The sequence below is a fragment of the Desulfocurvus vexinensis DSM 17965 genome (assembly GCF_000519125.1).
In the GTDB taxonomy this organism is placed as follows: Bacteria; Desulfobacterota; Desulfovibrionia; order Desulfovibrionales; family Desulfovibrionaceae; genus Desulfocurvus; species Desulfocurvus vexinensis.
Window position 1 is genome coordinate 54,270 of the sequence record NZ_JAEX01000015.1, and the last position, 17,063, is coordinate 71,332.

The 17,063-nt window shown below is 73.0% G+C and carries 14 protein-coding genes; 11 read left to right on the forward strand and 3 right to left on the reverse strand.

The genetic code is table 11. From position 1 onward, the window contains the following. The first annotated feature begins 389 nt into the window (after positions 1–389). The 7 genes from G495_RS18720 to G495_RS0110960 all read left to right on the forward strand — a co-directional run bounded on the left by G495_RS18720 (position 390) and on the right by G495_RS0110960 (position 7,964). On the forward strand, positions 390–1,172 hold the full coding sequence (locus G495_RS18720) for a CerR family C-terminal domain-containing protein (protein ID WP_169734379.1): 783 nt from the start codon (positions 390–392) through the stop codon (positions 1,170–1,172). Continuing rightward, positions 1,169–2,167 (forward strand): secretion protein HlyD, encoded by a 999-nt coding sequence (gene hlyD / locus G495_RS0110935; protein WP_028587843.1) that lies wholly within the window; start codon positions 1,169–1,171, stop codon positions 2,165–2,167. The genes G495_RS18720 and hlyD overlap by 4 nt, the downstream gene beginning before the upstream one ends. Beyond that, on the forward strand, positions 2,164–3,897 hold the full coding sequence (locus tag G495_RS0110940) for an ATP-binding cassette domain-containing protein (RefSeq protein ID WP_028587844.1): 1,734 nt from the start codon (positions 2,164–2,166) through the stop codon (positions 3,895–3,897). Before hlyD ends, G495_RS0110940 begins: the two co-directional genes overlap by 4 nt. Continuing rightward, the gene (locus tag G495_RS0110945; RefSeq protein ID WP_028587845.1) at positions 3,894–5,018 is read left to right on the forward strand and encodes an ABC transporter permease; all 1,125 of its coding nucleotides are present in this window, start codon (positions 3,894–3,896) and stop codon (positions 5,016–5,018) included. Before G495_RS0110940 ends, G495_RS0110945 begins: the two co-directional genes overlap by 4 nt. Beyond that, on the forward strand, positions 5,018–6,127 hold the full coding sequence (locus tag G495_RS0110950; protein ID WP_028587846.1) for an ABC transporter permease: 1,110 nt from the start codon (positions 5,018–5,020) through the stop codon (positions 6,125–6,127). Before G495_RS0110945 ends, G495_RS0110950 begins: the two co-directional genes overlap by 1 nt. Positions 6,128–6,287: 160 nt before the next feature. Further along, positions 6,288–7,052: a YkgJ family cysteine cluster protein gene (locus G495_RS0110955; RefSeq protein ID WP_051445287.1), complete on the forward strand. Its 765-nt coding sequence runs from the start codon at positions 6,288–6,290 to the stop codon at positions 7,050–7,052. Positions 7,053–7,130: 78 nt separating this feature from the next. Next, positions 7,131–7,964, forward strand: coding sequence for a nitroreductase family protein (locus tag G495_RS0110960; protein WP_028587848.1), 834 nt, complete (start codon positions 7,131–7,133; stop codon positions 7,962–7,964). A 130-nt stretch (positions 7,965–8,094) separates the two neighbouring features. On the opposite strand, the gene G495_RS0110965 is transcribed toward G495_RS0110960, so the two are convergent. Both G495_RS0110965 and G495_RS0110970 read right to left on the reverse strand, forming a co-directional pair. Further along, positions 8,095–9,114: an alpha-hydroxy-acid oxidizing protein gene (locus G495_RS0110965; protein WP_028587849.1), complete on the reverse strand. Its 1,020-nt coding sequence runs from the start codon at positions 9,112–9,114 to the stop codon at positions 8,095–8,097. 215 nt (positions 9,115–9,329) lie between these two features. Next, a complete protein-coding gene (locus tag G495_RS0110970; protein ID WP_028587850.1) occupies positions 9,330–9,923 on the reverse strand; it encodes a DNA-3-methyladenine glycosylase I in 594 nt (197 codons plus the stop codon). 164 nt (positions 9,924–10,087) lie between these two features. Here G495_RS0110970 and G495_RS20430 point away from each other — a divergent pair, with 164 nt between their 5' ends. Next, positions 10,088–12,562, forward strand: a complete 2,475-nt coding sequence (locus tag G495_RS20430; protein WP_051445288.1) for a PAS domain S-box protein — start codon at positions 10,088–10,090, stop codon at positions 12,560–12,562. Here G495_RS20430 and G495_RS0110980 read toward each other — a convergent pair. Continuing rightward, a complete protein-coding gene (locus G495_RS0110980) occupies positions 12,553–14,013 on the reverse strand; it encodes an aminotransferase-like domain-containing protein (protein ID WP_156939682.1) in 1,461 nt (486 codons plus the stop codon). The two genes, G495_RS20430 and G495_RS0110980, sit on opposite strands and share 10 nt — an antisense overlap. A gap of 150 nt (positions 14,014–14,163) precedes the next feature. Here G495_RS0110980 and G495_RS0110985 point away from each other — a divergent pair, with 150 nt between their 5' ends. From G495_RS0110985 to G495_RS0110995, 3 genes are all read left to right on the forward strand, one after another. Further along, on the forward strand, positions 14,164–14,871 hold the full coding sequence (locus G495_RS0110985) for an AzlC family ABC transporter permease (RefSeq protein WP_035251803.1): 708 nt from the start codon (positions 14,164–14,166) through the stop codon (positions 14,869–14,871). Then, a complete protein-coding gene (locus G495_RS0110990; RefSeq protein WP_028587853.1) occupies positions 14,856–15,182 on the forward strand; it encodes an AzlD domain-containing protein in 327 nt (108 codons plus the stop codon). The genes G495_RS0110985 and G495_RS0110990 overlap by 16 nt, the downstream gene beginning before the upstream one ends. Positions 15,183–15,456: 274 nt before the next feature. Continuing rightward, a partial coding sequence (locus tag G495_RS0110995) for a methyl-accepting chemotaxis protein (protein WP_035251806.1) occupies positions 15,457–17,063 on the forward strand: 1,607 nt, incomplete at its 3' end.

Genomic DNA, 17,063 nt, shown 5'->3' on the forward strand with positions numbered 1-17,063 from the left:
GTTGCGCAGCCCACCTCGCCGGATCGTGAGCCGGGGGAGGGCGGGCTTGACATCCTGCCAGGATTCATTCATTCGTATGAATATAAGACATGCCGAGACCGTGGCCCGACCGAGTCCAGGCCCCCGGTCCCCGGTCCCCGGTCCCCGGCCCCGGAGCGGAATGCGCCTCTGGCGGGCGCGGCGGGTGTGCTGTCGTGACGCTCGGGTGGGGTGGTGGATGTGGCGCATGGCGCTGCGGCGCCAGCGGACGTAGCGGCGCCCCGGCTTCCGGTCCCTCGGGCCCGGCGCCCGGGCGGTGGGCCGGGTTTCGTGGCTTGTGCCCTCCCGGGCGGCCCTGGGATTCCGGCTGGCAAGGCTCCTGCATGGATCATAAGAATATGGACAAGAAAATGACAAAGCCCGAAACCACCGTCCCGGCCAGCCCCGGGGCCGCCGTCCAGGCCCCTCGAAGGGCTGCCTCCCAGGCTGCGCCCAAGGCTTCCCCGAAGGCCGCCGCCCAGGCCGCCCCCGAGGCAGGCACGCGCCAGCGGCTCATCGAGGCCGGGGTGCGGCTGTTCGGCCTGCACGGCTTCGAGGCCACCAGCACCCGGGCCCTGGCTGCCGAGGCCGGGGTCAATCTGGGGGCCATCCCCTACCATTTCGGCGGCAAGGAAGGCCTGTACCACGCCGTGGCCCGGCACATTGTGGACGTGATGCTCGGGCAGGTCGGCCCGGGCGCGGCCCGGGTGCTGGCCGTGTGTCACGACCCCGGCGCCGGGCGCGAGGTGGTGCTGGCGGCCCTGCGGGCCATGGTCCGCGACATGGCGCGCGTCATGCTGGGCACCAGCGAGGCGCGCTGCTTCAGCCAGATCGTGCTCCAGGAGCAGATTGCGCCCACCTCGGCCTTTCCCATCTTCTACGAAGGCTTCCTGATGCGCGTCCACTCCGTGTGGTGCGTGCTGCTGGCCCGGCTCACCGGGCTCGCGCCGGATTCCACGGAGCTGGCCCTGCGCGCCTTTGCCACCATGGGCCAGCTGGTTATCTTCCGCATGGCCATGGCCTCGGCCCTGCGCCGCCTGGACTGCGACAAGCTCGGCGCCGGGCACCTGGAGTGCATCGCGCGCATCGTCTGCGACCAGGTGGAAGCCCTGGCCGACACCTGTGCCCCTGTCTGCACGGAGGACAAGTCATGAAAAAGCGGGTTGTTGTGGCGCTGCTGGTGCTGGCGGCCAGCGCGAGCCTGTGGTGGTTCCTGGCCGGGCGCGGTGCGGGCCCGGGCGCAGGCCTGCGTCTGTATGGCAACGTGGACATCCGCGAGGTGCAGCTCGCCCCGCGCGTGCCGGGGCTGCTGGCCGAGGTCCGCGTGGAGGAGGGCGACGCCGTGGACGCCGGGGCCGTGCTGGCCGTGCTGGACGCCGAGCCCTACCGCAACGCCCTGGCCCGGGCCGAGGCCGAGCGCGACGCCGCCCGGGCGGCCCTGGACAAGCTGCACGCCGGATACCGCAGCGAGGAGGTGGCCCAGGCCCGGGCCCGGGTGGCCCAGGTGCAGGCCCAGGCCGACAACGCCGAGCGCGTGGCCCGCCGCCGCCAGGAGCTGTTCCAGGGCGGGGTCATTTCCGCCCAGGACCGCGAGGACGCCCTGGCCGCGCGCGACGCCCTGGCCGCCGAGCTGGACGCGGCGCGCAAGGCCCTGCGCCTCCAGGTGGCGGGCTTCCGCACCGAGGACGTGCAGGCCGCCGAGGCCACCCTGCGCGCCGCCGAGGCCGCCGTGGCCGCCGCGCGGACCGACCTGGCCGACACGGCGCTGGTGGCCCCGGCCCGGGGCACGGTGCTTTCGCGGGTGCGCGAGCCCGGGGCCATGGTCGGGGCCGGGGCCGTGGTGCTGGTGCTCTCCCTGGACCGCCCCGTCTGGGTGCGGGCCTATGTGCCCGAGCCGCAACTGGGGCTCATCCAGCCCGGCATGGCCATGAACGTGACCACCGACAGCCGCCCGGACCAGCCCTACACGGGCCGGGTGGGCTTCATCTCCCCGGTGGCCGAGTTCACGCCCAAGAGCGTGGAGACCGAGGCCCTGCGTACGGACCTGGTCTACCGCCTGCGCATCGTCGTGGACGAGGCCGACCAGGGCCTGCGCCAGGGCATGCCCGTCACCGTCACCCCGCGCGACCCGGACGCCGCCCGGCCATGAGCGCCGCGCTGGTGGAGGTCGCCGGGCTGACCAAGGCCTTCGGCCCGGGCGCGGCCCTGGCCCTGGACGGCGTGAGCGCCCGGGTGGAGCCGGGCATGATCACCGGGCTGGTGGGCCCCGACGGCGCGGGCAAGACCACGCTGCTGCGCATCCTGGCCGGGCTGCTGGGGCGCAGCGGCGGGCAGGTGGCCGTGCTGGGCCGCGACCCCGGGCGCGAGGCCGAGGCCATCCACGCACACCTGGGCTACATGCCCCAGAAGTTCGGGCTCTACGAGGACCTCACCGTGGCCGAGAATCTGCGGCTGTACGCCGAGGTGCGCGGCCTGCCCGGGGCCGAGCGCCCCGCCGTGTTCGCCCGGCTGCTGGCCTTCACGGGCCTTGCGCCGTTCACCGCGCGCCTGGCCGGGCGGCTGTCGGGCGGCATGAAGCAGAAGCTCGGGCTGGCCTGCGCCATGGTCCGCCGCCCCGAGCTGCTCCTGCTCGACGAGCCCAGCGTGGGTGTGGACCCCATCTCGCGCCGCGAGCTGTGGCGCATGGTCCGCGAGCTGGCGGACCAGGGCATGGGCGTGGTCTGGAGCACCTCGTACCTGGACGAGGCCGAGGGCTGCGACCGGGTGCTGCTGCTCTCCCAGGGCCGCCAGCTCTTCTTTGGCCCGCCCAGCGAGCTGACCGCGCGCGTGGCCGGGCGCTGCTTCGCCCTGCGCGGCGTGCGGGGCGCACGCCGGGCCGTGCTGCGCCGGGCCCTGGAGCTGCCCGGGGTGGCCGACGGGGTCATCCAGGGCCGCAGCGTGCGCCTGGTGCTGGCCGCCGGGGCCGCGCTGCCGGACGTGGCGGCCCTGGACGCCGGGCCCGGGACGACCCTGGCCGCCGTGGCCCCGCGCTTCGAGGACGCCTTCGTGGACGCCCTGGGCGGCGGGCCCGGGGGCGTCTCGGCCCTGGCCGAGGCCATGCGCCCGCGCGACCCGGCCCCGGGCAGCGCCGTGGAGGCCCGCGAGCTGACCAAGCGCTTCGGCGACTTCACCGCCGCCAGCGAGGTTTCCTTCGCCATCCGCCGGGGCGAGGTCTTCGGGCTGCTGGGGCCCAACGGCGCGGGCAAGTCCACCATTTTCAGGATGATGTGCGGGCTGTTGCGGCCCACTGCGGGCCAGGCCCTGGTGGACGGCCTGAACCTGGAGCGGGCCAGCGGCAAGGCCCGGGCGCGCATCGGCTACATGGCCCAGAAGTTTTCCCTCTACGGCACGCTGTCCGTGCGCCAGAACCTGGAGTTCTTCGCCGGGGTCTACGGCCTGGGCCGCGAGGCGCGCCGCCGGGCCGTGGAGGGCATGGTCGAGACCTTCGCCCTGGGGCCGTACCTGGGCGCGTCCGCCGACACACTGCCCCTGGGCTTCAAGCAGCGCCTGGCCCTGGCCTGCGCGGTGATGCACGAGCCGCCCGTGCTGTTCCTGGACGAGCCGACCTCGGGGGTGGACCCCATCACCCGCCGCGAGTTCTGGACGCACATCAACGGCATGGTCGAGCGCGGGGTGACGGTGATGGTCACCACCCATTTCATGGACGAGGCCGAATACTGCGACCGCATCGTGCTGGTCTACCGGGGGCGGATCATCGCCTCGGGCTCGCCCGACGACCTCAAGGACGGCGTGCGCGGCCCGGAGCTGCCCGAGCCGTCCATGGAGGACGCCTTCGTGGCCCTGGTCGGGCGCGACGAGGCCGGGCGGGAGGCCGCGTGAGCCCCGCCCTGCGCCGGATATGGGCCATCACCCGCAAGGAGGGGTTGCAGATCGTGCGCGACCCCTCGTCCATCCTCATCGGCTTCGTGCTGCCCGTGTTCCTGACGCTGCTCTCGGGCTTCGCCACCAACCTGGACATCGAGCGGGTGCCCCTGGGCGTGGTGCTCGAGGACAGCTCGCCCCAGGCGCGCGCCCTGGCCGCGGCCTTCGCGGCCTCGCCGTCCTTCGTGGTCCAGCTGGGGCGCGACCGGCGCGAGATGCAGGACCGGCTGACCACCGGCGGGCTGCGCGGGGTGGTGGTCATCCCGCGCACGTTCACCCGCGACCTGGCCCGGGCCGACGCCCAGGCGCCCTTCCAGGTGCTGGTGGACGGCGCGGAGCCCAACACGGCCAGCTTCGTGCAGAACTACGCCCGGGGCGTCTGGCTGACGTGGACGACCCAGCGCGCCCGCGAGGCCGGAGCGACCTTTGCCCCGCCCGTGGCCCTGGCCCCGCGCACCTGGTTCAACCAGGGCCTGCAAAGCCTGAACAGCCTGCTGCCCGGGGGCATCGCCATCAACCTGACCCTCATCGGCGCGCTGCTCACGGCGCTGGTGGTGGCCCGCGAATGGGAGCGCGGCACCATGGAGGCCATGCTGGCCACCCCGGTGACGCGCCTGGAGATGCTCGTGGGCAAGCTGGCGCCGTATTTCCTGCTGGGCATGGGCGCCCTGGGCATCTGCCTGGGGCTGACTCTGGTGGTCTTCGGCGTGCCGTTTCGGGGCTCGCTGGGGGCGCTGGCGGTGGTCTCGGCGGTGTTCCTGGTCTCGGCCCTGGGGTTGGGGCTGTTCATCTCCACCGTGGCCCGCAGCCAGTTCGTGGCCGCCCAGGTGGCCATCCTCTCGGCGTTTCTGCCCGCCTACTTCCTGTCGGGCTACGTGTTCGAGCCTGCGGGCATGCCCTGGCCCGTGCGCGCTCTGTCCCATGTCATCGCCGCGCGCTACTATGTGTCGTGCCTCAAGACGCTGTTCCTGGTGGGCGACGCCTGGCCGCTGCTGCTGCCCAACATGGGCGGCATGGCGGCCATCGCCGCCGTGCTGCTGGGGCTGACCCTGTGGCGCTCGGCCCAGAGGATCGACTGATGCTTGGCCGCATCCGCGCCCTGGTGCTCAAGGAGCTGCTGGCCGTGCTGCGCGACCGCAGGAGCCGCGCCGTGCTCATCGTGCCGCCGCTTTTGCAGCTGACCATCTTCGCCTTCGCTGCCACCCTGGACGTCAAGGCCGTGGAATTGGCCGTGCTGGACCAGGACGGCGGGGCGGCGGCGGTGGAGCTGGTGCAGCGCTTTTCCGGCGCGCCGTACTTCAGCGGGGTGCGCCATCTGGCCGGGGCGCAGCAGGTCGCCCCGGTGCTGGAGCGCGAGCAGGCCATGGCCGTGCTTGTGCTGGCCCAGGGTTTTTCACGCGACGTGGCGGCGCTCCGCCCGGCCACGGCCCAGCTGCTGCTCGACGGCAGGCGCTCCAACACCTCGCAGATCGTGCAGGGCTACGTCCAGGCCATCGTGGACGGCTACAACCAGGACCTAGCCCAGGCGCGCGGCGAGGCCGGGCCCCCGGCGCGGCTGATGGTGCGCGCGTGGTTCAACCCCAACCTCGACTACCTGTGGTTCACGGTGCCCAACCTCATCGGCATGCTGACCATGGTGGTGGGGCTCATCGTGACCTCGCTTTCCGTGGCCCGCGAGCGCGAGATGGGCACCTTCGACCAGATCCTGGTCACGCCGCTGTCCCCGCGCGAGATCCTGGCGGGCAAGACCATCCCGGCCATGATCCTGGGCCTGGCCGAGGGCCAGCTCATCGTGGCCGCGGCCATCGTGCTGTTCCGTATTCCCTTCCTGGGGGCGTTCCCGGTGCTGTTGCTGGCGCAGTTCCTGTTCCTGCTCTCCGTGGTCGGGGTGGGGCTGTTCATCTCCTCGCTGTGCAAGACGCAGCAGCAGGCCATCCTGGGCACCTTCACCTTCATGATTCCCTCCATGCTCCTGTCGGGCTTCGCCACGCCCATCGAGACCATGCCCGAACTGCTGCAACTCATCTCCCAGGCCAACCCGCTGCGCTATTTCCTGGTGGCCGTGCGCGGGGTGCTGCTCAAGGGCATGTCCCTGGGCATGGTCCTGGAGGTGGTCTGGCCCCTGGTGCCCATCGCCGTGGTCACCCTGGGCCTGTCCTCCTGGTTCTTCCGGCGGCGGCTGGGCTAGCGGGACGCCGCCCGCCCCGGCGGCGCGAAAACCTGTTGCGCAGGGCCCCGGCAATGCCCTAAAGGCTTTCCTGGGACACTGCCCGCTGGCCGTGACCCAATCTTCCCCTGCGGGGTGCGGCATGGGTTCTCGGTCCAGGCGTTCGGTGCGAGGGGGCAGGGTGGGCGTGCGGCGCCCGGCGGGCGGGCTGCGGCCCGGGCTTCCGGTTCTGGCGGAGCCCGCCGGAGGGCTGACCCCGGCCCAGGAGGCGCTGTCGCGCCGCCTGCGCGAGGGCTGCGCCGGGGCCCTGGCCCGGGCCCTGGAATCGGGCCCCGGGGTGCGCGGGGTCTGCGAGGTGGTCCAGCAGGCCTACGCGACCCTGGACGACGTGCTCCACGACCTGGACTTCGACCCGCCCGTGGCCTGCGCCCGGGGCTGCCTGCACTGCTGCTACAACCAGGTCTCCCTGACCCCGCCCGAGGCCGTGTACCTGGGCCTGCACGTGCTCGAACGCTTCGGCCCCGCCGAGCGCGACGAGGCCGCGGGGCGCGTGCAGCAGCTGCTGGGGGTCATCCGGGGCCTGACCCGGCGCCAGCTGGGCGACGTGCGCCACCTGACGCCGTGCGCCTTCTTGCGCGACGGGGCCTGCGCGGTGCACGCGGCCCGGCCCCTGGCCTGCCGGGGCTGGAACTCCGTGAGCGTGGAGGCCTGCCGCCTGAGCGTGGAGCTGCGCGATCCCCTGGCGCCCATCCCCAGCTACGCCCTGCAGCGCGAGCTGGCCGGGGCCGTGCAGGAGGGCCTGCTGGAAGGCTCCGCCGCCCTGGGCCTGGAGGCCGGGTACCTGGTCATGACCCGCGCCGTGGGCCTGATGCAGGCGCGCGGGGTGGCGCAGTGCGCGGCGGACTGGCTGGCGGGGCGGCCTTTCTTCGCCACAGCCCCGCCCTGAGCCCGGGGGGCTTTTGCGCCGCGCCGCGCCGTGCTATGCATAAAGCTGCGCCCGTTTCCATTCACCCAAGGAGTGCCCATGCTCGACCTGCGCATCGACCCCGGCAAGTGCATCCTGTGCGGCGAGTGCGCCGCCGACTGCCCCTACCTGTGCATCGCCACGGACGACGGGTTCCCGGTCCCGGCTGCGGGGCGCGAGGGGCAGTGCATCGGCTGCCAGCACTGCCTGGCCGTGTGCCCCACGGGGGCGCTGTCCGTCATGGGGCTGGACCCGGAGCGCAGCCAGGACCTGGCCGGGGCCTGGCCGAGGCCGGAGCGCCTGGAAGCCCTGGTCATGGGCCGGCGCAGCGTGCGCCGCTATACGGACGAGCCCGTGGCCCCGCAGCTGCTGGAGCGCCTGCTGCACGTGGTCGGCCACGCGCCCACGGGCGTGAACAACCGCGCCCTGCGGCTGACCGTGGTGGACGACCCGCAGCAGCTGGCCCTGCTGCGCGAGCGGTGCCTGGCGGCCATCGGGGCGGCGGCCCGGGCCGGAACGCTGCCGCCGCGCCTGGAATTCTTCGCCCGCTTCGCCGAGCTGTGGGCCGACAAGGGCGTGGACGTGATCTTCCGCCGCGCGCCGCACCTGCTCATCGCCACCAGCCCGGCGGACGGCCCCAGCCCCGAGGTGGACTGCCACATCGCCCTGGCCACCTTCGACCTCGTGGCCACGGGCCTGGGCCTGGGCACGCTGTGGAACGGCCTGGCCCACTGGGCGCTGACCGAGATCGCCCCGGACCTGCGCGCGGCCATGGGCATCCCGGCGGACCACTGCCCGGGCTACTGCATGACCTTCGGCCACCCGGCGGTGCGCTACGCGCGCACCGTGCAGCGCGGCGCGCCGCAGGTGGCCCGCGTGCGCCTGGAGCGCTGAGGGCCGGTTGTTGCCGCCCGGTCCGGCCTGTCCGCCCGGGCGCAGGGCGCGCGCCTGGCGGGGGCGCGCAAAGGGGCGGCCCTGTGGGGCCGCCCCTGCGTTTTTGGGTCCGGCCCGGGCCCGGCCCGGGTCAGCGCCCGGCGGGGGCCAGGATGCCCGGCCCGGCGTCGGCCACGTTGGCGCAGCCCGTGAGCACCATGGCCGAGGTCAGCTCGGACTTGAGCTGGCGGATGTACTGCGCCGCGCCGTCCTTGAGCCCGCCCATGACCGCCACGCTGAACGGGCGGCCAATGAGCACCGCGTCGGCGCCCAGGGCCAGCATCTTGAGCACATCGGCGCCCGAGCGCACGCCGCCGTCGGCCAGCACGGCCATGCGCCCGCCCACGAAGGCCGCGATTTCGGGCAGCACGCGGGCCGAGCCCTGGGCGTGCTCCAGCACGCGCCCGCCGTGGTTGGAGACCACGATGGCGTCCACCCCGGCCTCCAGGGCCAGGCGGGCGTCTTCCACGGTCATCACGCCCTTGAGCACGAACTTGCCGGGCACCTTCTCGACGATGGCGGCCAGTTTTTCCGGCGTCTTGGGCGACACGGGGCGGCCCATCTTGGCCAGGGTCACGAGCCCTGCGGCGTCGATGTCCATGCCGAAGACCGTGGCGCCTGTGGCCTCGGCCTTGGCCAGCTTGGCGTCGAATTCGGCGTCCTCCCAGGGCTTGATGAAGGGGATGGCCTGCCCGCCGACCTTGTGGATGGCCGCGAAACCGGCCTGGTGGATGAAGTCGGGCACGCCGTCGCCGGTGCAGCCCACGATGCCCTCCTGCACGCAGGCTTCCAGCTTGGCCGCGATGTAGTCGGCCTCCTCGACCTTGCCGCCCATGTTGAAGGACACGCCGCCGATGGGCGCGGCCAGCACGGGGATGTCCAGGTGCAGGCCCAGGACCTGGGTGGACGTGTCCGGCGCCACGGCGCCGTGCACCAGGCGCATGCGCAGCTTGTGGGCCGCCAGGGCGGCGAGATTGTCCTTGAAGGCCGCGCCCGAGCCCAGGCCGCCCATGCCGGGCACCTCGCCCGCGCAGGCCCGTCCGTCGCACACGGGGCAGACCCGGCAGTAGCCTTTCATCAGTTCACGCGCCTTGTCGCGGACTTCCTTCATGACGGTACTCCTTGCATTATGAAGAGGGTGAAGCCCCATACCAGCGGGGGAAAGGGACGCCCGGCCTGGCGGGCGGCTGCGGAACGGGGCGCTGCCGCGCCGCCCGCACAACCAGAGCCCGCGCGCCTGTTGCACCACGCGCCGACCCTGGGTTGCGGCGCGCCGCCATCTCATCATTTCGGGCGGCCCGGGAAAAGGAATTTTTCAACGGCCCGCTAGCGTCCTTTCGCCGCCGCAGCCCCCAGGGCCGCGCACTGCGCGTGGCGGAAGCAGTCCGCCAGGTGGTCGTTGACCAGCCCGGCGGCCTGCATGTGGGCGTAGACCGTGGTCGGGCCCAGGAACTTGAAGCCCCGGGCCTTCAGGTCGCGGGCCAGGGCCTCGGAGGCCGGGGTGGTGGCGGGCGGCGGGTTGCGGTCGCTGCGGTCGCCCTGCACGGGCCGCCCGTCCACGAAGCGCCAGATGTAGGCGTCGAAGGAGCCGAAGGCGGCCTGGATGTCCAGGAAGCGCCCCGCGTTGTGCACGGCGGCGTCGATCTTGGCGCGGTTGCGGATGATGCGCGCATCGGCCAGCAGGGCGGCCTTCTGGCCGGCGTCGAAGCGGGCCACGGCCTGGGGGTCGAAGCCCGCGAAGGCCGCGCGGTAGCCCTCGCGGCGGCGCAGGATGGTCAGCCAGGACAGCCCGGCCTGGGCGCTTTCCAGGCACAGGAATTCGAAATGGCGGCGGTCGTCGTGCAGGGGCACGCCCCATTCGGTGTCGTGGTAGGCCGTCATCTCGGCGGGGCTCTGGGCCCAGGGGCAGCGGACGGGCATGGCGGACTCCTCGGCGCCCGGCGGGCACGCGGTGCGGTCCCCAGGGTACAGGCGGGGCCCGGCGTTGTCCAGGCGGCCTGGCGGCTGTTGACCAAAGGCCGCGCCCGGGGGAAGATGCGTGTGGCCCTGGCGGAGCCGGGGTCAGGCAGAAGACAGGAGGCCGGGTGAAACAGTTTCTGCGTTCCTCGCTGGGCAGGGGCATCATGCTGATGGCGCTGGGGTCCGTAGCCCTGGCCGTGCTGCTCATGGCCTTGCTGTCCGTGCGCGCGCTGCACCGCCTGGGCGATTTTTCCGTGGACATCAGCGCCCAGGGCGTGGAGGACCAGGCGCGGCGGGCGCTCTTCGGCCTGGTGCGCGAGCGGGCCCTGCGCCACGAGACCCTGTTCCAGAACGCGGCGGCCACCACCCGCAGCCTGGCCGAGCGCGGGGCCTACCACCTGGAGCACATCGACCTGTTCGGCACCCGGGGCGCCTGGGGCGAGGAGTCCTTCACCTTCCACGCCGACAAGGGCATCTTCTCCAACCCGGACCAGGCCCTGGTGTCCTCGGTCTACTGGGGGGCGGACAGCATCGGCCCCGCGACCCGCCAGCGGATCAACGCCGTGTCGCACCTGGACAAGTCCCTGGCCTCGGCCATGCTCACCAGCCCCGGCGCGGCTGCCGCGTGGCTGATGCTCGACGACACGGTGCTCCGCTATTTCCCCAACGTGCATCTGGTGGAGCGCATGGCCCCGCGCTGGGAGTTCGACTGCCGCACGGACCCCTGCTTCCTGCTGGGCACCCCGGAGCACAACCCCACCGGCGCCACCCGGTGGAGCGATGTGTACCAGGACACCGTGGGCCAGGGGCTGGTGGTCACCGTGGCCACGCCCTTCTACACCGCCGACGGCCGCTTCCAGGGCGTGACCGGGCTGGACTTCTCGCTGGACAACATGGTCCGCGAGGTGCTGCGCGACCGGCCCGCAGACGCGCCCGACATGGAGCGGCCCACCGCGACCCGGGGCTTCGGCATCCTGCTGGCGCGCGGGGGCTCGGTCATCGCCCTGCCCCTGGACAGGGCGGCGGACCTGGGCCTGGGCGACGCCGGGCGCGAGCAGCTGGAGCGCGGGCAGCCCCTGGACTGCAAGCTGACGCAGTCCACGGAACCCGAGGTGCGCGCCCTGGCCGAGGCCATGGTCGCGGGCGGGCAGGGCGCCCGCCGGGTGCGCATCGCGGGGCGGGTCCATCTGGCGGCGTTCCACCCCCTGCGCGCGCCGGGCTGGAGCCTGGCCGAGCTGGTGCCCCTGGACGAGGTGCTGGCCCCGGTGGACGACACCCGACTGGCCCTGGACCGCGAGGTCCGCGCCATCGCCGTGAGCCATCCCTTCTCGGCGGTGGCCGTGACCCTGGGCTCCTCCCTGCTGGTGATGTGGTTCCTGGTGCGCCGGCTGCTGCGGCCCGTGCGCAGCCTGCTCGAGGCCACCGAGGCCGTGTCGCGCGGGGATCTGCGCCATGTGGTGCGCATGCCCAGCGACGACGAGTTCGGCGAGCTGGGCCGGGCCTTCAACGCCATGACCGCCGAGCTGGGGCGCAACCAGGAGCACCTGCACGAGGCGCGCGAGAAGTACCGCAGCATCTTCGAGAGCGCCGTGGAGGGCATCTACCAGAGCACCCCCGAGGGCGTGTTCCTCAACGTTAACCGGGCCATGGCCCGCGTGCTGGGCTACGAGAACCCCGACGAACTGCTGCGCGCCGTGAGCGGCGTGCCCACGCGCCTGTTCGTGGACCCCGACGACCGGGCCCGCTTCTACGGGCGCCTGCAGGCCGAGGGCGAGGTGCTCCAGTTCGAGACACGCCTGCGGCGCAAGGACGGGGGCATCATCTGGGCGCGCCTGGGCGGGCGCGCGGTCTACGGCCCCCGGGGCGAGCTGGTCTACGTCAACGGCGTGCTGGAAGACTTCACCGACGTGAAGAACGCCCGCGAGCAGATCCGCCACCTGTCCCAGGAGTTGATGCGCACCCAGGAGCGCGAGCGCGGACGCATCGCCCGCGACCTGCACGACGGTGTGGCCCAGACCCTGTCGTCGCTCAAGATCGCCGCGGGCGTGCTCTTCGACGGGCACCCCGACGCCTCGCCCGAGCTGCGCCGCCGGGCCGGGGAGTTTTCGGCCCGCTTGCAGGAGTGCATCGGCGCCGTGCGCGACATGGCCTACGACCTGCGGCCCTCGGCCCTGGACGAGCTCGGGCTGGTGCGCACCCTGGAGCAGTACTGCCGCGAATTCACCGAGCGCACGGGCATTCGCGCGCAGTTCATGGCCGCGGGCATGGACGGCGTGACCCTGGCCCCCGAGGCGCAGATCAACCTCTACCGCCTGACCCAGGAGGCCCTGCACAACGTGGAGAAGCACTCCGGAGCCGACCGGGCCGAGGTGCGCCTGGTGGCCTCGCACCCGTGGGTGATCCTGAGTGTCACCGACAATGGCCGGGGCTTCGACCCGGCGGCCCCGCCCGGGGGCGGGCGGCGGTGCATGGGCCTGCGCAGCATGGAGGAGCGCGCCGGGCTGCTGGGCGGCTGGCTGGACGTGTCCGCCCAGCCCGGGCGCGGGGTGCGCATCAAGGTCCAGGTGCCCACGGCTGCGGGCCGCAGCCTTCAGGACTGAGGGGCCGGGCCGGGGGCGGCGGCCATCTCGGCGGCCATGGCGCCCACGGCGGCGATGCCCCGGGCCAGGTCCTGGTTCCAGACCCCGCCCGTGGACAGGCGGATGAAGTTGCGGAAGCGGTCCAGGGTCGAGAAGATGGACCCCGGGGCGATGCCGATGCCGCGCTCGCGCGCCCTGTAGAACAGATCCACCCCGTCCACCTGGCGCGGCAGCTCCAGCCACAGCACGGCCCCGCCCCCGGGGCGGGTTGCGCGCGTCTGCTCGGGAAAATGCAGGCCGATGTGGTGCAGCATGGTGTCGCGCTGGGTTTCCATGGCCTTGCGCAGGGCGCGCAGGTGGCGCTCGTACAGCCCGCGCCGCAGGTAGGCCGCCACGGCCATCTGCGTGGGCACCGGGTTGCAGACGTTGGTGGTGGCCTTGATCTCCAGGGCCTTGGCCAGGGCCCGGCCCGGCACCATCCAGCCCAGGCGGTAGCCGGGGCAGATGGTCTTGGAGAACGACGAGCACAGGATGACTCCGCCCGCGCGGTCGTAGTGCTTGAGGGGCTCGGGCCGGTGCGGGCCGAAGTGCAGGTCGCCGGACACGTCGTCCTCGATGAGCGGCACGCCCCGCCGGGCCAGCATGTCCACCACCTCGGCCTTGGCCGGGCCGGGCATCAGCGCGCCGTCGGGGTTGTTGAAGTTGGCCGACAGGATGCAGGCCGCGATCTCGAAGCGCTCCAGGGCCGCGCGGATGTCGGCGGGGCCCACGCCGCCCTCGGGCCGCGAGGGCACCTCCACCACCCGCAGGCGCAGGTTTTCCAGCAGCTGCAGGAAACAAAAATAGGTCGGCGACTGCACGAGCACCGTGTCGCCAGGCCGGGTCACGGCGCGCAGGGCGATGTAGAGCGCCTCCATGGCGCCCTGGGTCACCAGCACCTCGTCGGGCCCGAAGGCCGCGCCCGCCTCCAGGCCGAGCACGGCCAGCTGGCGGCGCAGGTCCGGGTGGCCCTGGATGGGGCTGTATTGCAGGGCCGCCTCCGGGGCCTGGCGGACAACCTCGGCCATGATCCGCGCCAGCTGCCGGGCGGGCAGCAGCTCGCTTGCCGGGCAGATGATGCCCAGCGGGGTCAGCCGGGGGTCGCCCACGGATTCGAGCACCGTGCCGATGAGCCCGCTGCGCGTCACGGCGCGCGGGCCGCAGGGCGCGGGCCCGGCCCCGGGCGGGCGCAGGCGCCGCCGGGCCTGGCGCACGAAAAACCCCGAGCGCGGGCGCGACTCCACCAGCCCGCGCGCCTCCAGTTCCAGGTAGGCCTGGCTGATGGTCGAGATGCTGGCGTGCATCCGCGCGGCCAGGGTGCGCAGGGAGGGCAGCCTGCTGCCCGGGGCCAGGGCCCCGGTCTCGATGAGCTCGCGCACGTGGCGCTCCACGGTCTGGTAGCGGAAGCCGTCGCTTCCCGCGCGGGGGGGCATGGGGGGCTCCAAACTGTTATGGTTGTTTTTCTGGTGAACTGTATCTGTTCTGATAACAGAACCCGTGCTGGAATCAAGCCTCGACGTGGCCGGAGGCCCCGGGTGCCGGGGCCGGGCCGCGCGGGAGGCTGCAAGGGGATGGATGTGCGGATGCCGACCATGGACAGGGCGCGCTGGGCGCCCCCGGCCCTGACCGGGGCCCTGCGCCAGACGGCGCCCGTGGTGCTGGGCTACCTGCCCGTGGGCTTCGCTTACGGGGTGCTGGCCCTCAAGACCGGGCTGTCGCCGCTGAACACGGTGCTCATGTCCGTGCTGGTCTTCGCGGGCTCGGCGCAGCTCATCGCCGTGGGCCTGCTGGCCGCCGGGGCCTCGCCGCTGTCCGTTGCGGCCACGACCTTCGTGGTCAACCTGCGCCATGTGCTCATGGCCGCGTCCCTGGCGCCGCACCTGCGCGGCTGGCCCGCGTCCCGGCTGGCCTGGTTCGGCTTCCAGCTCACCGACGAGACCTTCGCCCTGCACAGCCTGCGCTTCGTGCGTGGCGAGGCCGGGGTCGGCGAAACCCTGTGCATCAACGCCGTGGCCCAGGCAGCCTGGGTGGCGGGTACGGTGCTCGGCGTGGCGGCCAGCGCGGCGGTGGCCGACGTGCGGCCCCTGGGGCTGGACTACGCCCTTCCGGCCATGTTCATCGCCCTGGTGGTCGGTCAGGTGCGCGGGGCGGTGCATGTGCTGGCGGGGCTGGCCGCCGCAGGGCTGGCCCTGTGGCTGCACCACGCCGGGGCCGGGCAGTGGAGCGTGATCCTGGCTACCCTGGGTGCTGCGGGCCTGGGCGCGGGAGTGTCGGCATGGACCAGACGCTGATTTTCGTGACCATCGCGGCCATGGCCGGGGTGACCTACCTGCCCCGGGCCCTGCCCCTGCTGGCCCTGGCCTCGCGCGAGCTGCACCCGGGCCTGCGCCGCTTCCTGAGTTTCGTGCCCACGGCGGTGCTCTCGGCCATGCTGGCCCAGGGCGTGCTGCTGGACGACGGCGTCCTGCGCGTCGATGCGGGCAACATCTTTCTGCTGGCCGCCGTTCCGGCCTTTGCCACGGCCATCCTCACCCGCAGCTTTTTCGGCACCGTTGCCGTGGGCATGGGTGTGGTGGCGGGCTGCCGGTACTTCGGCCTGTAGAAGCCTCCCCGGTTGCGGGATGCGGCGGCGGGACGGGAGGCCCGCCGCCGCGACACCCGGCCCGGGTCCGCCGCCTCCCCGGCCACACTTCCGCCGCCGCTCCTGCGGTCTCGCAACGTCCTGTCCGCCCGCCCCGGTTCCCCCAATCCGCACGATCGCGCATACCCCTAGTCTTTTATTATGGTTTGACTCGCGGCCGTTGTTCGCGCAATAATGCACAATTCGACGCCCTCCAGAGCTTTTCGGCCGGAGGGCCAGCCTGGAGGGGGGCATCATGAATTGGCGGGATTTGCGGCTGGGCGGGAAATTCACGGTGGGCTTCGGCCTGGTGCTGGCGCTGCTGGCCGGGGTGGGCACGTGGGCCATCGTGGGCATCGGCGGCATCGTGGGCAACGCGGAGGAGGTCATCGGCGGCAACCGGCTGCGCGGCGAGTTCACCCAGCGCGTGGTGGACCACCTCGTCTGGGCCGAGCACGTGGCGGCGTACCTCACCGACGACGAGGTCACCGAGCTGGCGGTGCAGCTCGACCCCACCCAGTGTGCCTTCGGCAAATGGTACTACGGCGAGGGCCGCAAGGAGGCCGAGCGCCTGGTGCCGCAGATCGCGCCGCTGCTGGCCGAGGTGGAGGAACCGCACCGCGAGCTGCACGAGTCCGCCGCGCACATCCGCGAGAGCTTCGTGACGGTGGACCCGGCCCTGGGGGCCTTCCTGCGCGAGAAGAAGACCGACCATGTGGCGTGGATGAACGCCGTGCTGCGCGTGTTCGCCGACCCGGCGGCCACCCGCGCCGCCGTGCAGGAGGACAGCGCCCTGTGCGACCTGGGCCGCTGGCTCGGCTCCCCGGAGCTGGCCCAGGCCATGAACCGCGAGCCCGAGCTGCGCGCCCATGTGGAGCCCATCCTCGAACCGCACCGGGCCCTGCACCAGTCCGTGACGCGCATCAACGCCCTGCTGGCCCAGGGCCAGCGCGCCCAGGCCAGCGCGTATTTCGCCGAAACGTCCACGGCCCACGCCCGGGCCACCCTGGCGGCCATCGACGAGCTCATCGCCTGGCACGACGCACGCATGGCCCGGCGCCAGCAGGCCCTGGATATCTACGCGGGGCAGACCAAGCCCAGCCTGCGCAAGGTCCAGGAACTGCTGGGCAAGACCCAGGAGACCGTGCGGGCCAGCATCATGACCGACGAGCAGATGCTGCACGCCGCCGACGCCACGCGCCGGGCGGTGGTCATCCTCATGGCCGTGGCCTTCCCCCTGGGCGCGGCCCTGGCCTTCATCATCGCCCGGGGCATCATCGGCCCGGTGCGCAAGGGCATGGCCATGGCCGAGTCCTTCGCCGGGGGCGACCTGACCGCCGACGTGGACGTGAACAGCCGCGACGAGATCGGGCGGCTGGCCCAGTCCATGCGCGAGATGGGCCAGAAGCTGCGCGGCATCGTCGCCGAGGTCCAGGCCGCCACGGACAACGTCAGCTCGGGCTCGCAGGAGCTGTCGGCCTCGTCGGAGAGCCTGTCCCAGGGCGCCACGGAGCAGGCCGCCAGCGTGGAAGAGGTCTCCTCGTCCATGGAGCAGATGACGGCCAACATCCGCCAGAACGCCGAGAACGCGCGCCAGACCGGCAAGATGGCCCAGCAGGCCGCCGAGGACACGGCCCAGGGCGGCCAGGCGGTGACCCAGACCGTGCACGCCATGAAGGAAATAGCCACGAAGATTACCATCATCGAGGAGATCGCGCGCCAGACCAATTTGCTGGCGCTCAACGCCGCCATCGAGGCCGCGCGCGCGGGCGAGCACGGCAAGGGCTTCGCCGTGGTCGCCGCCGAGGTGCGCAAGCTGGCCGAGCGCAGCGGGTCCGCCGCCGCCGAGATCAGCGAGCTGTC

Excerpts from the sequence above, each read along its gene's own strand:
- G495_RS0110980 (WP_156939682.1), bottom strand. The coding sequence starts at position 14,013 with ATGCCCCCCCGCGCGGGAAGCGACGGCTTCCGCTACCAGACCGTGGAG.
- hlyD (WP_028587843.1), top strand. The coding sequence starts at position 1,169 with ATGAAAAAGCGGGTTGTTGTGGCGCTGCTGGTGCTGGCGGCCAGCGCG.
- G495_RS0110950 (WP_028587846.1), top strand. The coding sequence starts at position 5,018 with ATGCTTGGCCGCATCCGCGCCCTGGTGCTCAAGGAGCTGCTGGCCGTG.
- G495_RS0110960 (WP_028587848.1), top strand. The coding sequence starts at position 7,131 with ATGCTCGACCTGCGCATCGACCCCGGCAAGTGCATCCTGTGCGGCGAG.
- G495_RS0110985 (WP_035251803.1), top strand. The coding sequence starts at position 14,164 with ATGCCGACCATGGACAGGGCGCGCTGGGCGCCCCCGGCCCTGACCGGG.
- G495_RS0110970 (WP_028587850.1), bottom strand. The coding sequence starts at position 9,923 with ATGCCCGTCCGCTGCCCCTGGGCCCAGAGCCCCGCCGAGATGACGGCC.
- G495_RS0110965 (WP_028587849.1), bottom strand. The coding sequence starts at position 9,114 with ATGAAGGAAGTCCGCGACAAGGCGCGTGAACTGATGAAAGGCTACTGC.
- G495_RS0110940 (WP_028587844.1), top strand. The coding sequence starts at position 2,164 with ATGAGCGCCGCGCTGGTGGAGGTCGCCGGGCTGACCAAGGCCTTCGGC.
- G495_RS0110990 (WP_028587853.1), top strand. The coding sequence starts at position 14,856 with ATGGACCAGACGCTGATTTTCGTGACCATCGCGGCCATGGCCGGGGTG.
- G495_RS18720 (WP_169734379.1), top strand. The coding sequence starts at position 390 with ATGACAAAGCCCGAAACCACCGTCCCGGCCAGCCCCGGGGCCGCCGTC.